This window comes from cf. Phormidesmis sp. LEGE 11477 (assembly GCF_015207105.1).
Lineage (GTDB): Bacteria > Cyanobacteriota > Cyanobacteriia > Phormidesmidales > Phormidesmidaceae > Phormidesmis.
Genome location: NZ_JADEXO010000044.1, coordinates 1 through 13,600, shown reverse-complemented (window position 1 = coordinate 13,600; position 13,600 = coordinate 1). Strand labels below are relative to the sequence as shown.

Here is a 13,600-nt window from a genome sequence, read left to right as displayed (position 1 = left end):
TCTTAGAGCGCTTAAAAATCACAGCTAGACTGCCAGCCCACCGGTCGGTATGGAATGTAGCATCCGTCACAATGTCGGTTCTTTTGGCTGGATACAGTATGCGAATTGGGCAGGTTTCAGAGCATTTCAGCCCTGGCTACCTTGTTTGGTTGACCCTGCTTCAAGCATTTTCATTGTTCCGTGGAGAATTCTCATGACTCAGTCCGACCTAGAGCTTCAAACAAAGCAGCCTGGACAGCCGCCTGGCTCTTCTCCACCGCCTTATTCGGGTTGGCAAGCCTCAGTTGCTAACTATTTTCAGTTTGAGCAGTATCAAACCAACTTTCGTACAGAGATTTTGGCCGGGCTGACGACCTTTATGACCATGGCCTACATTCTGGTGGTACATCCGCTGATCATGTCCGACGCGGTCTTCTTACAGGAGCCTGGCGATCTGTTTCGCGAACTAGTGGTAGTGACTGGGATTACGGCTGCTATCGGCACTCTGGTAATGGGTCTCTATGCCAAGTATCCATTCGTGCAAGCACCGGGCATGGGGACTAATGCTTTCTTTGCCTATTCTGTTGTCTTGGGGCTAGGCATCGACTGGCGAGTAGCGATGGCGGCTGTTTTGATTGAGGGCGTTATCTTTATTGGCCTGACGGTAACTGATGTCCGTCGCCATCTGATTGCGGCGGTGCCGCACTGTATCAAGGCGTCTACAACAGTCGGAATTGGGCTGTTTTTAGCCTATATCGGCTTGAGTGGTGATACAGCAATCGGCGGGGCGGGGCTAATTGTAGCCAATGAGGTGACCAAGACAGCGTTTGGCAGCTTTAGGGAACCGGCTACTTTGCTAGCAACTTTTGGTATCTTTCTCTCTATCTTTTTCGTCATTAGAAGAATCAAAGGCGCACTGCTCTGGGGAATTGGCGGTACAGCTATCTTAGGCTGGATGTTTGGGGTGGCGACAGCCCCGACTGCAATCGTAGCTATTCCAGAATTTCCGGTCGATTTAGTGGGTCAGGCGTTTGTGGGTCTAGGTGGTATCAACGGCAGTAACATCATCGACTTTCTTGCAATCTTGCTAGTGTTTTTGTTTGTGGATATGTTCGATACGATTGGCACCTTGATGGGCGTTGGCACCCAGGCGGGCTACATCGACGATAGAGGCGAGCTGCCTCGGGCGAATCAGGCGCTTTCTGCAGATGCGATCGCCACTACCGCTGGGGCAATCATGGGCACGTCTACCGTCACCACCTTTGCAGAATCGGCGGCGGGTGTCGCAGAAGGGGGGCGCACCGGGCTCACGGCTGTTGTCGCGGGTCTGATGTTTGTGGTGGCGCTGTTGTTTGTGCCGCTCTTCGAGGCGGTTCCTGCTTTTGCCACGGCTCCGGCCCTATTGATTGTTGGCATATTAATGATGTCTAGCGTGCTAAGCATTCAGTGGGGCGATCTGACAGAAGCCATTCCTGCTTTTGTCACCATCTTTTTCATTCCGCTAGGCTTTTCAATCGCTGCCGGACTCTCAGCGGGTCTGATTCTCTATCCTTTTACTAAGCTGGCTGCCGGACGTGCTCGCGATATTCCAGTTATCACTTGGATACTTGCGGCTATCTTTATCTTCCGCTTCGCCTTCGAGACCTTACGCTTTGGCTAGGCCAAAAGACAACTAGAACAATCGTCTATCAAAAGTGCCGACTGCAGCTATAGCAATCGGCACCTAATCTGTAGCACGGCCTGTAGCCGTCTCGAACGCTACATTGGCATTCATGACGAGCGCTATGCCAAACGCCTAGAAAGGAAGAGAATTCATCGTTGCACTCAGCGCGTCTAAGAACGGCTGCTTGAATTTGAAGCCCAGTAAGCCAAAGATAAAAGGAAGGGAGATCGCAGTTCCTACAGCGACCGGACTAAGATCGGCGATCGCAGTTTGAGTCATCTCTACAGATAGCGCCACGCTAACAAAGGACAGCAAGCCACCTGCGGCTGCGCTGAATACAACCATCTGCCGATCGCTTAGTCGATCATCTAGTGTAGAGATTTGTGCCGGGAGCGTGTTTTCTTGAAGCTCAGCGCCAGGCAAACCACTAGGCGTCTGGTTAGCGGGGTCTGTCATTGAAGTGTCTCCTAATTGAAACTGCTTACTTTTGCCAGCTTAGTCCAGATTTACCAGCTTAGATTTTAGCAACAGTTACACCTTTGCCACCGTCTACTTGATCGGCAGCTTCAAAGCTTTTGACTTGGGGATGCGTTTTTAAGTATTCTTGTACGCCGCGTCGCAGCTTGCCAGTCCCATGTCCGTGAATCAGCCACAGCGGACCTTTGGCACGGGCGATCGCATCTTCGATCACGCTTTCTGCCTCGCTCACTCGCATGCCGCGCAGATCCACCGTATTGCTTTCGGTTTTAACTAGTGGCGCTTCTGGCATTGTTTGTGGTGTGGGCTGCGCTTTTGGCTTTTTCTCGATTGGTTCTGCCTTTTCTCCTTTGAGCGATTCAATATCTGAGAGATCGACCGTCATTTTCATAATGCCAAAGCGTACGGCCACCTTGCCGTCGTCGTCAGCTTCTTCCATGACTTCCGCGACCTGACTGCCGAGGCTCGCTAGCCGCACTCTTTCACCGGCTTTGGGCCGATAGCCTGTGCCTGTGGTTTTTACCTTGGCGGGATGGTCGCCAGTCGGCAGTCGCTTTTCTTCTATCCGGTTCAGCGCTTCTGTTGCTCTTTGAGCGTCTTGTCCGGTCAATCCACCTTTCTGTAGGTCTCGAATCACTTTGGCGACTTCTGCCCTAGCATGCAATAGCGACGTTTCTACGCTTTTTTCCTGCTGCCGCTTGAGCTTTTGTTCGCGATCGCGCAAACTCTGAGCCCGCGCTTCCACTTCTCTATAAAATTTCTCCGCCTTGGTTAACAGCTTTTCTGCTTCAGCCGCTCGTTTCTCTTGCTTTTGGCGCTGCGCTTCTAGCCCTTCAATGACGGTATTCACATTTTCATTCGCGCCGCCCATCTGGGCCTTAGCCTGATCTAAGACGCTCTGCTTTAGGCCCAGTCGTTTCGCAATCGAAAGCGCATTAGAGCGGCCCGGAATTCCCCACAGCAGGCGATAGGTGGGGGCGAGTTTTTCATCGTCGAACTCTACTGAAGCATTCTCAAACCGCTCGTCTTCGTACTTTAGCGACTTGAGTTCACCGTAGTGGGTTGTCGCTACGGTCAGCCGGGCGTTGTCTGCTAGGTATTTTAGAAGCGCGATCGCCAAAGCACTGCCTTCAGACGGATCGGTGCCTGCACCCACCTCATCTAGCAGCACCAGCGAGTTGGCAATTCCATCTCCTTTTAGTTCATCGCCTTTTAGTTCATCACTCCTTAGTTCATCACCATTTAATTCATCGCCTTTTAGTTGATCAATAGTGTCTAGAATCCGACCAATCCGCTTCACATGCCCTGAAAAAGTAGACAAACTTTGTTCAATCGACTGTTCATCGCCAATATCCGCCAGAACAGAGTCAAACCAGGGCAGCTCGACCGGCTCTTTGGCTGGAATAAACATGCCGACTTTCGCCATCAGCGCAGCTAAGCCCAGCGTCTTTAGCGTGACTGTTTTGCCGCCTGTATTTGGCCCGGTAATCGCGACGACTCGCAGCTCTGGGCGCATTACCAAATCTGTGGGCACCACCTTGTCTTTTTGTTCTTTTTTCTGCTGCCATAGCAGCAAGGGATGTGTTAGCTGCCTTAAGGTGATCTGTTCAGCGTCTACAAATCGAGGCGCATTGCCTTCCATCCACAGGCCATAGCGAGCCCGTGCTGCTGCTAGATCTAGCTTTACGACCGTGACCATTAAGTGCTCTAGCTCAGGAAATACCTCGGCGACTTGGTAGGTCAGCGTTTGCCGAATGGCTTCTGATTCAACTTCTTCTTCTTTCCTGAGGGCGCGGCGCTTGTTGCCATTGTCTACGATGCTGTGCGGCTCTACATACAGCGTCGATCCGCTGGTCGAAACGTCGTGAACAATGCCGGGTACGGCGTCTTTCTGCGCTGCTTTGACGGGCAGCACAAAGCGATCGTTCCGCTGGGTAATCAGGCTCTCTTGTAAGGCTCCGCCCTGCCGCTGCATGATGCGCTGTAGTTTGCTGTAGATGCGATCGCGCACTATCTTAAGCTGCTGACGTACGCTTCCTAGCTTGGCACTGGCCCGATCGGCAACCTGTCCTCTATCGTCAATGCAGCGATGAATCTCTTGCTCAAGTTCAGGAAAGGTTCGCAGATCTTCTACTAGCGCCTGCAAGACTGGTAAATCTTCTTGCGCGTCTATCTGTCGTCGTAGTCGCCGCGCTCCGGCCAGCGTGGTGGCAATATCTAGCAGTTCGTCGCCAGAGAGGATGCCTTGCAGCCGCGATCGCTCTAACGCCACGCCAATATCGCGAATGCCGCCGAACTGCAGTCCTCCCAGCGTCAATTCTATCTGAGTTGCCTCTACTGTCTGAGCAAGTAACGCTTCACTTTCTACCTGGCTGATCGGAATCGGCAGTCGCTGCGCCGCTACATTGCCAATATTCGTGGCGGTAAACGTCGCCAAGTGACGGCATAGCCGGGGCCATTCCAGCAGAGTAAGCGTTTCAGATTGAATCAAGGGAGAGGCGATAAGAGAGAATCAAAGGATAAAGGTCGATGCGTTCTTTATTATAAGTAAGACAATCCCGTAAAAACACGCCCATTGGACGCATTCGTCTGATAACGCATCGGCCAGGCGTGTAGACGCACGAGTGTGAATTAGTCAGGAGAAGTTGAACCACGCTACCTACCCCTCTACTCATTCAAAGATATAGCGGCGACTCGCTCATCCCCAAAAAGCTCGCCCTGAAGCCAGCTAACCTCAAAACCGCTCAAGCTCTGATCGATCTCTTTCAAGCCGCCGTCGGTAAAACACAAGGCGATCTCGATCAGCAGCTTCAAATCGATGAGGGCGAAGATACCGACTACCGAATCAAAAGAGGGCTAGCCCACATCTTACGCAACAGCTTTAGCACCTTTGAGATTGTGAGCCCGCTAGAGCCTGGTGAATTACGCGATCGCATCTTCACCCTAGCGGCTACCAACGCCGCCACGCCCACTACCGCCCAGCAGCACCTGACCACCCTGGCAGCTCAGCTCAGCTCAGAGCTAGACAGCCCGGTTGAACCTGTCCATATTCAGCAAGGACTCTACGCCGATCTCAAAGAAAATCGTATTCTCACCAGCTTCGATGCCCCGGACGTAGCCGCGCTGATTCACCGCTACAACCTTTCTCAGGTTCAGGGTATCTTCTACAAAGCCAGCCATATGGTGATTAACTTGCACCGCAACGATCCAGGTGAATACAAGCTGATGTTTAAGTATCTCAAGCTTTTTCGCCTGATGACCTACATTGAAGGCGAAGCCGATCAGGGCTTTACCATCACCATCGACGGCCCTGCCAGCCTGTTTAAGCCCAGCACTCGCTACGGCGTAGATATCGCCAAACTCATTCCGGCCATACTCCACGTCACCCGCTGGCAGCTCACCGCCACCCTCCAGTGGAAAAACCCCTACACCAAAGTCGCTCAAGAAAAGTGCTTTAGCCTGAGCGATAGCTGCGATCTCGTCAGCCACTACCCACCCGGTAAGCCGTTTGATAGCATGCTAGAGCAAGCCTTTGCCGAGAAATGGGCCGCCACTAAAACCGATTGGAAGCTAGAGCGAGAGGTTGATCTGATTCCAATTCCGGGCAGCGTCATGATTCCAGACTTTCGCATTGTTCACCCAGACGGTCGGGTTTATCTGCTTGAAATTGTCGGCTACTGGCGACCAGAATACTTACGTAAAAAGTTTTATCAGGTGAGTCAGGCTGAGAGTAAAAATTTGATCTTGGCCATATCAGACAGGCTGAATCTAGAAAAAGCAGGGGTGGATACGACCAATACACCCGCTAAAATTGTTTGGTTCAAAGATAAGCTGCAGCCAAAGTCGGTACTAGCGGCGCTTGAGTCAGCTTAGGTGGGAACCTTTAAGGCAGTATCGCCATACTTTGGTTTCCAACGATTGGTCCAAAATTCTACGCACTTTCGGACTAGAGCCGGGGCAACCTACATGAACGCAGCCGTTAAATCTCCTAAAGCTATGAGCTCAGTACTAGTCGTAGATGATAGCCCTATGCTCCGCGAGATGATCTCTGGTCTATTGACTAAAACAGGATGGACTGTCTCTGTAGCCCAAGATGGTTTTGAAGCTAAAGCCAAAATTGCCGCTGAGCTGCCTGATCTAGTCGTGCTAGATGTGGTGATGCCTAATATGAACGGCTACGAACTCTGCCGCTGGATCAAAAACAACGAAGCTACTGAGAATATTTTGGTGGTTCTATGCTCGTCAAAGGGCGAAGAATTTGACCGCTACTGGGGGATTAAGCAAGGCGCAGATGCCTATGTGATTAAACCTTTCAGACCAGGAGAGCTGCTAGATACGGTTAAGGCGCTACTGGCAGGAAAAGCGGCCTAATTTTTTTGAACGGCCTGATTGGCTCAAATCCACTCTTACAAATCCACTCTTACAAATCCACTCTTACAAATCCACTCTCAAACGTCTTATCCTAATAGACTACGGTCTAGCTGGATAAACCCATGCCTAAACGAGCTGCCCTGCCGCCGGGATTGATTGTCCGTACAGGAAAGTTAGTGTGGAATACGATGTGGCATACGATGATGTCGCAGATGGCCCCGCGCAGCAAAAGCGGCGACTATGTTCGGCCTGAAAGCTCATTTCGCAGCCGAGAAATCTTTCCAAAAGCGGGGCGCTATCGGCTAATCGTAGGCATGAGCTGTCCGTGGGCACACCGCACGCTAGTAACACGGGCGCTGAAGGGATTAGAAGATGCGATCGCCCTGACGATTGTCTATCCTTCTACTGATGAAGGCAGATGGCTTTTTGATGCGCCCGCCGATCTACCTTTTGCTGATTGCCGCAGCCTGCCAGACTTCTACAGCAGCGCTAGCCCTGGATACAAGGGTCGCGCCACCGTTCCCGTCCTTTGGGACAGCGTTGCTAACACTATTGTCAACAATGAAAGCGCCGAAATTATTGAGCTGCTAAACAGTGAATTCGAGGAGCTTGCTACCGGCCCAGATCTCTATTCCGACTCACTTAAGCAAGACATCGACGCCCTAAACCAAAAGATCTACGCCACTGTTAATAACGGCGTTTACAAATGTGGCTTTGCCCAGACCCAAGCGGCCTATGACCAGGCAGTCACCGAACTATTTGCCACCCTAGACGAACTTGACGAAATCCTTGTGACTAACCGCTATCTATGTGGCAATGCCCTAACGCTAGCCGACGTTCGCCTGTTCACGACACTGATTCGATTTGACGTGGCCTATCACGGTATCTTCAAGTGCAACCGCCGCCGTATCAGTGACTATCCACAGCTCAGCGGCTACCTAGCAGACATCTATCAACTGCCGGGCATCGCCCAGACCTGTGATATCAATGCAGTCAAACGCGATTATTTTGGCAATCTATTTCCTTTGAACCCCGGTGGCATCGTCCCGATTGGGCCAGGATGGGACAGTCTGAAGCAGCCGCATGAAAGAGCCGCCATAGCCCGATCTAAACCAGCCCAATCTAAACCAGCCCAATCTAAACCAGCCTAATTTAGACTGACCTCACTCTAGGCTGGCTTTGCGGGATGACTAGCTGCATAGCAGGCGTAAAAAACTGTCGACTAATACCGTAGGTCACTACCAGCGCTGCAATCAGATTAGCCAGCGCCAGCATAAACATAATTAGAATTTGATAGATTGCAGCCACCAGTGGATCTGCGCCCGCCAATATTTGGCCTGTGATGGCACCTGGCAAGGTGACTAAACCCACCACCATCATGGCGTTGATGGTCGGAATCAGCCCGGCTTTGATAGCGGCTCGGCGATAGGTGGCGATCGCCTGCGCTGGCGTTGCGCCCAGACTCAGATGTGTCTCTATTTCTATTCGATTATTTCGGAGAGCGCTGACCAGTCGCTCGCCAGAAATAGAGGCGGCGGTCATCGCGTTGCCGAGCACAATTCCCGACAGCGGAATTAGATAGCGGGGGTCATACCAAGGATCGAGCTGAACCACCAGTAGCGTGACATACAGCATGGTGACTAGCCCGCTGGTAAAAATAGCTAGCCAGACCCACTTTAATAACTTCGGTAATTCTTTATCTATGCGGCTACGGGCGACGACAGAGGCGATCGCAACCATGACAAACAGCACTGCAAAAACAGCCAGTGGCTGACGGCTAGCAAAGATCGCCGAAAGAAATACGCCGATGAACAATAGCTGCGCGATCGTTCTAAAGGTGGCGATCGCCAGTGTCTGGGTTAGGCCCAGTCGCTGCCAGCTCGATAGACCGATGGCGATCGCCATCAGCCCAACTGCCCACAGCATGCCAATTGCGCTAGGTGTGATCATGACTATATGTAACTATAGCTACATAGAATTAAATAAATCTATCTACTGAGCCGACCTTATTTGTAGTTTTGTATACTAGGATGAAGATAAAGTAAGACTGTGGTCTGACTAGCGCCACGGTAAGGCCACTATGACAGACTTCACAGCCCCTGAGAATAGTTTCGAGCGGGACAGTTTTGAGCAGGACACTGGCGTTTATGCAAAGCGCCGATACGATTGGCAAGAGATCTCTAGGTACTACAGAAGGCGTCCGCTTGTGGTGCTGTGGCGAACCCTAACAGTATCGTGGATGCTGGGTAGTTTTGGCATCGCCCTCGCTCTTGATCACCTGCTTGGCCGCACGGCAATTAACCAAAACCGCCGGGCCGTTCGGTTGCGCCATATTCTTACCCAGTTGGGGCCTACTTTCATCAAGGTCGGCCAGGCGCTCTCTACTCGTCCTGACTTAATCAAGCCTAGCTTTCTAGAAGAGCTGATCAAGCTGCAAGATCAGCTACCACCGTTCTCTAGCGATATTGCCCGACAGATTATTTACCGCGACTTTGATCGTACGCCCGAAGAAATCTATAGTTTTTTTGCGGCTGAGCCAGTTGCAGCGGCGAGCTTGGGTCAAGTTTACAAGGCTCGTCTTTATACGGGTGAAGAAGTCGCGGTTAAAGTCCAAAGACCAAACTTGGTGCCCATTATCCGCCGGGATCTCTACATTCTGCGATGGGCCGCTGGCTGGATAGCACCTCTGCTTCCTCTCAATCTAGGCCACGACCTGAGGCTAATCGTAGACGAATTCGGCAGTAAGCTATTTGAAGAAATCGACTATCTAAACGAAGGCCGCAATGCCGAGAAGTTTGCAGCCAACTTCCAAGATGAGCCCCTAGTAAAAGTCCCTTCTATCTACTGGCGCTATTGCAGCACACATGTGCTGACCATGGAATGGATCAATGGCTTTAAGCTCACCGATACCGACAGAGTTAAGGCTGCTGGCCTAGCCACGAACGATTTGGTCGAAATTGGCGTATCTGCAGGTCTACGTCAGCTTCTAGAATTTGGTTTTTTCCACGCCGATCCTCATCCTGGCAACCTGTTTGCCACGCCTGACGGTCGGATGGCCTACATTGATTTCGGCATGACCGATCAGCTAGACCAAGTTACCAAAGAAACCTTAGTCGATTCGGTTGTCCATCTAATCAACCGTGACTATGCAGATCTTGCTAACGATTTCGTTAAACTTGGCTTTTTGATGCCAGATGTAGACGTTCGTCCACTTATCCCGGCGTTAGAGGCTGTCTTTCAAGATGCCTTCGGTGCGAGTGTTGGCAACTTTAACTTCAAATCCGTCACCGATAGCTTTTCAGAGGTGATGTATGAATATCCGTTTCGAGTCCCAGCTAAGTTCGCGCTCATCATTCGTTCGCTAGTGACTCAAGAAGGGTTAGCCCTGAGTCTAGATCCCAATTTTAAGATTTTGGAAATTGCCTATCCCTACGTTGCTCGTCGACTGCTAACCGCTGAAACACCTGCATTACGTCGTCGCCTGATCGATGTTTTGTTCAAAGACGGCAGGTTCCAGTGGCAGCGTCTGGAGAATTTGCTTTTGGTAGCTCGATCTGACCAAAGCTTCGACATTATCCCAACGGCGGGATTAGGGATTCAGTTTCTGATGACTGAAGAAGGCCAGTACCTGAGAAAACAGATTCTGCTAGCCCTAACAGAAGACAATCGTCTGCATACCGAAGAAGTTCAGCGCCTGTGGCTGCTGGTCAAAGACGACTTACAGCCGAACCGGCTGCTCGGGGCTGCTTGGGATGCGATCGCTGACTTTTCTAAAGAACGCGCTGTTTCCTTAGTGCCTATAGAAATAGCGGGCGCACTACAGCTAACAAACCGATAGCTGGCGAGCTGCTATTTAGCAAATCGTCAGAGTCGTTCAGTTTAATCAAACCTTAGCGCGACCTATGTTGCCTATGTTTGATAGACCTTAGAACTAAGGTATCGGTCGTACCTTATAATTAGTTAACAATTAGCAGCTATTCGTTGCTAGAAAAAACTTCAACAGCTCTCGCCCCTATGTACTACCCCGGCACACCTCCTTACTTCTTACTAGCGGCAGGGCTCCTTATCGCTATCACTTCCGGTCTCGCTTTCGGTGCTGTCTTAAAAGAGGCCGTTGGCGACTGGTACAAAAAGAAGTCCACCCGTTCGATTTCAAAGCTGCAAGGCTTCGATCTTCAGTTTCCTTTTCTAGGTATCTGTGTTGGGAGCTGCGTCTTTTTAGCCTCTGGCATGAGTATCTTTGGATTCCCTGCCAAAATTGCTTACGCGATGGCTGCGCCGCTAGTACTTCTGAGCGCTGGTCTAGTGTGGAAACAGCTCAAGAACAACCTCGTCCTACTTGAAAGCGGCAATCCTCGGGCCTTCGAGCTAGACATTTAGTTCCGCAAAGGAACGATATGATCGCTATGAAAGGTTGCAACCTGACCGATTCGTGAGATAGCGTAGCATTCGCAACGACCGCGACTGTCCGATATCTATGCACACTGCATCTCGAACCATATTTTGGAAAAATCGTGTTTTTGGAGATCTTGTTGTCTGATCCAAAAGTATAGCCTTCCACTATCTCCAAACTGCCAATCAACACTGACATCGCTATCTAATTGCAAGAGCAGCTGCCAGTCTTTGACACCACTCTCTATTGGCTCTGACTGCTTCGAGTAACCCTCTATGCCGTGAAATCTCAGTTGGCACATACGTTCCATTGATTCTTGCATGGGACCGTCATAACCAAAAAGCCGATGCTCCACACCACAGGCTACTGTAGCAACCTTTACACCAAACTGCTTTTCGAGGACTGTAGTCAGCTCGCCCCAGTCTATTTGGTATTGGTTTGTTTCTTCGAACTTGAATTCTGGAATACCTAGCATCCATTCTTCCGTGAAGCAAAGACCACAGTGAGGAAATAATTCGCCACCGTAGTCGTCTTTATTAGCTGGTTGTAGCTGCTCAATGCGGTTATCTAGATAAATACAGCGCCAAGCCCCTTTTGAGCTAGCTTTATATCCACCTGGATCATTTACCAAATCATAGAAGAACAGTAGTACTCCGTTCCCTGGCAATCCGCATTCGGCACGTAAGCAAGGAAGCTCTTGAAGATAAATTTGACCCAAGTAAGTCAAAGGAACAGTGGTATCGCGTGACAACCTATTTCGGATTCTATTAATTTCTGCGCTTCGATATTTTGTAGATCCCTGTTGCTCCTGGAGAAGGTGGTAGTGCAGTTGAGACTGCCAGTGCCACCTTGTATCCCACTTAGGAAAATCGAAAGAAGCTGGAACGGTAGGCACTCCTCCGAAGTGAGAACTACCTACGCTCGCTTCTGGCCGAGTCTGTATTCGAATAGAAGGTCTCAGCAACTGAGAAACTTCGTAAGCATACTGATGAAAGCGAGTGCGCTGTAAAAACTGATGTACTTGTTCTCTCATATCTATTGCGATTTGAGTTGCTTGAACCGTTAGAAAGCGTGAGGAAGCAGGACCTTCATAGTGATTCAGCGTTAGCGAATATCATAGCCAAACACATTGGCATCTGCTTCGCCCAGCTTGATATCGTCTAGTCCATATTCTTGCCAGCGTCGCTTGACTAGCTCTGCCATATTTGGATCAGATTCTAGCTGTTCGCCCCATTCGTGCTCGGTTTCGGGCGGCACTTTGGTGGTGGCATCTATACCCATACGGCTACCGAGGCCCAGTCTCTCGTTGGCAAAGTCCAATGAGTCAAATGGGCTATCGGGCAAGATGAAGACGTCGCGAATGGGGTCAACTTTGGAGGTGACGGCCCAGACAACCTGGCGCGGGTCGCGGATGTTGATGTCTTTGTCGACGACGATGACAAATTTGGTGTAGGTAAACTGCGGTAGGGCAGTCCAAAAGGCCATAGCCGCGCGACGAGCCTGCCCCGGATAGGATTTGTCGATCGAGATAATGGCGGCTTTGTAGCTGAGTGCTTCCATCGGTAGGAAGAAGTCAACAATCTCGGTGACCTGCTGTCGGAGTATGGGCGTGTAGATGCGGTTGAGTGCGATCGCCATCATCGCTTCTTCTTTAGGCGGGCGACCGCTGAATGTCGTCAGATAGATCGGCGCTTTGCGATGCGTCATGCAGTGAAAGCGGATCAGCGGCGCACTGTCGTTGACGCCGCCGTAATAGCCCATATGATCGCCAAAAGGACCGTCGGTGGCCGTTTCACCTGGCGTGATAGTGCCTTCGAGAACGAACTCTGACATTGAGGGCACTTCTAGATCGACGGTTTTGCATTTTGCTAAAGAGACGCCTCGGCCACTGTAGAGCCCAGCAAATAGCCATTCCGATAGATCGACGGGAATGGGAGTGGCGGCTGCCAAAATGATCAGGGGATCGACGCCAATGGCGATCGCAATCTCTAGATTCTTCCCCTTTTCAGCCGCCTTCCGTAAGTGCCGCGCCCCACCGCGCACCGACAGCCACTGCACCGACATCGTGTTCTGGCTCTGAAGCTGTAGGCGATACACCCCGACATTAGGTACCCCGGTCTCACAGTCTTTGGTGATCACCAGCCCCAGCGTCACCACCTTGCCGCCATCTTTCGGGTAGGGGCGAATCATCGGAATAGTCGTGAGATCTACCTTGTCATCTAGCTTTACTACCTGCTGACAGGCTGGTAGCCAATCGCGAGAAGGCTTGGCTTTCACCACATCGAATAGCACTTTGCCCAGGTCGATCGCTTGAGAGATCTTCTTCGGGGGCTTCGGTTGCTGCAGCATGCCCAGCTTTTTACCCAAGGTTTCTAGCTCTTGGGGATGCTCCATGCCCATCGCCCAGCATACGCGCTCTACCGTGCCTAGCAAGTTAACCACGACCGGGTAGGGAGAGCCCTTCACATTCTGGAACAAGACAGCCGGACCGCCCGCCTGTAGTAGGCGATTAGAAATTTCGGCAATTTCTAGATTGGGATCTACTTGAGCCGTGACAGTTCGTAGCTGCCCGCGTGCTTTGACTGTCTTTAGAAAATCTCGTAGATCCTTTGCCATAGTCCGAAATCGGAAGTAATCCTACATAAGCTATGACGGAATGTAACACTTCTAGCGGGGGAAAGCATATCTTTCGTGGATATTACAGAGAACCGCTGGTC

General features: G+C 51.0%; 11 protein-coding genes. 6 read left to right on the top strand and 5 right to left on the bottom strand.

Annotated elements, in window-relative coordinates; genetic code table 11:
* Positions 1–193 precede the first annotated feature (193 nt).
* Positions 194–1,639, top strand: coding sequence for an NCS2 family permease (locus IQ256_RS14170; RefSeq protein ID WP_228024881.1), 1,446 nt, complete (start codon positions 194–196; stop codon positions 1,637–1,639).
* 135 nt (positions 1,640–1,774) lie between these two features.
* Here IQ256_RS14170 and IQ256_RS14165 read toward each other — a convergent pair whose 3' ends face one another.
* Together IQ256_RS14165 and IQ256_RS14160 are read right to left on the bottom strand one after the other, a co-directional pair.
* Complete coding sequence (locus tag IQ256_RS14165) at positions 1,775–2,098, bottom strand: hypothetical protein (protein ID WP_193856192.1); 324 nt, start codon at positions 2,096–2,098, stop codon at positions 1,775–1,777.
* Positions 2,099–2,156: 58 nt separating this feature from the next.
* Positions 2,157–4,610 carry an endonuclease MutS2 gene (locus IQ256_RS14160; protein ID WP_193856191.1) on the bottom strand — a complete coding sequence of 818 codons (2,454 nt, stop codon included), beginning with the start codon at positions 4,608–4,610 and terminating at the stop codon, positions 2,157–2,159.
* 182 nt (positions 4,611–4,792) lie between these two features.
* Between IQ256_RS14160 and IQ256_RS14155 the strand changes: the two genes are divergently transcribed.
* The 3 genes from IQ256_RS14155 (at position 4,793) to IQ256_RS14145 (ending at position 7,641) form a co-directional block, all read left to right on the top strand.
* A complete protein-coding gene (locus tag IQ256_RS14155) occupies positions 4,793–5,992 on the top strand; it encodes a DUF790 family protein (RefSeq protein WP_193856218.1) in 1,200 nt (399 codons plus the stop codon).
* A 123-nt stretch (positions 5,993–6,115) separates the two neighbouring features.
* Entirely contained in the window at positions 6,116–6,490 is a 375-nt protein-coding gene (locus tag IQ256_RS14150; protein ID WP_193856190.1) for a response regulator transcription factor, read from the top strand.
* 122 nt (positions 6,491–6,612) lie between these two features.
* The gene (locus tag IQ256_RS14145) at positions 6,613–7,641 is read left to right on the top strand and encodes a glutathione S-transferase family protein (RefSeq protein WP_193856189.1); all 1,029 of its coding nucleotides are present in this window, start codon (positions 6,613–6,615) and stop codon (positions 7,639–7,641) included.
* A 1-nt stretch (position 7,642) separates the two neighbouring features.
* Here the strand turns inward: IQ256_RS14145 and fetB are convergent, their stop codons facing one another.
* Positions 7,643–8,440 carry an iron export ABC transporter permease subunit FetB gene (fetB, locus tag IQ256_RS14140; RefSeq protein ID WP_193856188.1) on the bottom strand — a complete coding sequence of 266 codons (798 nt, stop codon included), beginning with the start codon at positions 8,438–8,440 and terminating at the stop codon, positions 7,643–7,645.
* A 130-nt stretch (positions 8,441–8,570) separates the two neighbouring features.
* Between fetB and IQ256_RS14135 the strand changes: the two genes are divergently transcribed.
* On the top strand, positions 8,571–10,328 hold the full coding sequence (locus IQ256_RS14135) for an AarF/ABC1/UbiB kinase family protein (RefSeq protein WP_228024880.1): 1,758 nt from the start codon (positions 8,571–8,573) through the stop codon (positions 10,326–10,328).
* 176 nt (positions 10,329–10,504) lie between these two features.
* Positions 10,505–10,870 carry a hypothetical protein gene (locus IQ256_RS14130; protein ID WP_193856187.1) on the top strand — a complete coding sequence of 122 codons (366 nt, stop codon included), beginning with the start codon at positions 10,505–10,507 and terminating at the stop codon, positions 10,868–10,870.
* Between the two features lie 95 nt (positions 10,871–10,965).
* Here IQ256_RS14130 and IQ256_RS14125 read toward each other — a convergent pair whose 3' ends face one another.
* Both IQ256_RS14125 and IQ256_RS14120 read right to left on the bottom strand, forming a co-directional pair.
* Positions 10,966–11,916: a YwqG family protein gene (locus tag IQ256_RS14125; RefSeq protein ID WP_228024879.1), complete on the bottom strand. Its 951-nt coding sequence runs from the start codon at positions 11,914–11,916 to the stop codon at positions 10,966–10,968.
* Between the two features lie 71 nt (positions 11,917–11,987).
* Complete coding sequence (locus IQ256_RS14120; RefSeq protein WP_193856185.1) at positions 11,988–13,499, bottom strand: UbiD family decarboxylase; 1,512 nt, start codon at positions 13,497–13,499, stop codon at positions 11,988–11,990.
* Between the last annotated feature and the right edge of the window lie 101 nt (positions 13,500–13,600).

What these genes read in the sequence shown, in the direction of transcription:
- IQ256_RS14120 (WP_193856185.1), bottom strand. Translation starts at nt 13,499, where the DNA reads ATGGCAAAGGATCTACGAGATTTTCTAAAGACAGTCAAAGCACGCGGG.
- IQ256_RS14145 (WP_193856189.1), top strand. Translation starts at nt 6,613, where the DNA reads ATGCCTAAACGAGCTGCCCTGCCGCCGGGATTGATTGTCCGTACAGGA.
- IQ256_RS14135 (WP_228024880.1), top strand. Translation starts at nt 8,571, where the DNA reads ATGACAGACTTCACAGCCCCTGAGAATAGTTTCGAGCGGGACAGTTTT.
- IQ256_RS14165 (WP_193856192.1), bottom strand. Translation starts at nt 2,098, where the DNA reads ATGACAGACCCCGCTAACCAGACGCCTAGTGGTTTGCCTGGCGCTGAG.
- fetB (WP_193856188.1), bottom strand. Translation starts at nt 8,440, where the DNA reads ATGATCACACCTAGCGCAATTGGCATGCTGTGGGCAGTTGGGCTGATG.
- IQ256_RS14125 (WP_228024879.1), bottom strand. Translation starts at nt 11,916, where the DNA reads ATGAGAGAACAAGTACATCAGTTTTTACAGCGCACTCGCTTTCATCAG.
- IQ256_RS14150 (WP_193856190.1), top strand. Translation starts at nt 6,116, where the DNA reads ATGAGCTCAGTACTAGTCGTAGATGATAGCCCTATGCTCCGCGAGATG.
- IQ256_RS14130 (WP_193856187.1), top strand. Translation starts at nt 10,505, where the DNA reads ATGTACTACCCCGGCACACCTCCTTACTTCTTACTAGCGGCAGGGCTC.
- IQ256_RS14170 (WP_228024881.1), top strand. Translation starts at nt 194, where the DNA reads ATGACTCAGTCCGACCTAGAGCTTCAAACAAAGCAGCCTGGACAGCCG.